The sequence below is a fragment of the Zoogloea sp. LCSB751 genome, from assembly GCF_002028455.1.
GTDB lineage: Bacteria > Pseudomonadota > Gammaproteobacteria > Burkholderiales > Rhodocyclaceae > Zoogloea.
Map to the genome: position 1 here is coordinate 1 of NZ_MWUM01000509.1, position 244 is coordinate 244.

Annotated in this window: 1 protein-coding gene; it reads left to right on the forward strand. The window is 49.2% G+C overall.

Annotation, left to right across the window (positions count from 1 at the left end):
- Positions 1-244: NAD-glutamate dehydrogenase domain-containing protein (locus B4920_RS27510; protein WP_139379759.1), on the forward strand; the 244-nt coding region annotated here is incomplete at both ends.

Consider the following 244-nt stretch of genomic DNA (forward strand, 5'->3'; position numbering starts at 1 on the left):
AAAACACCGTTATTGTCCCTGTTGGGGCAAAAGGTGGTTTCGTTTGTAAGCAGCTGCCAACTGAAGGGGGCCGTGAGGCATTCTTCACTGAAGGCCAAGAGTGCTACCGCATCTTTATTCGTGCACTGCTCGATATTACTGACAACATCGTTAACGGTGAAATCGTACATCCAGTAGATGTGGTGCGTCATGATGAGGATGATCCATACCTCGTTGTGGCTGCGGATAAAGGCACTGCGACCTT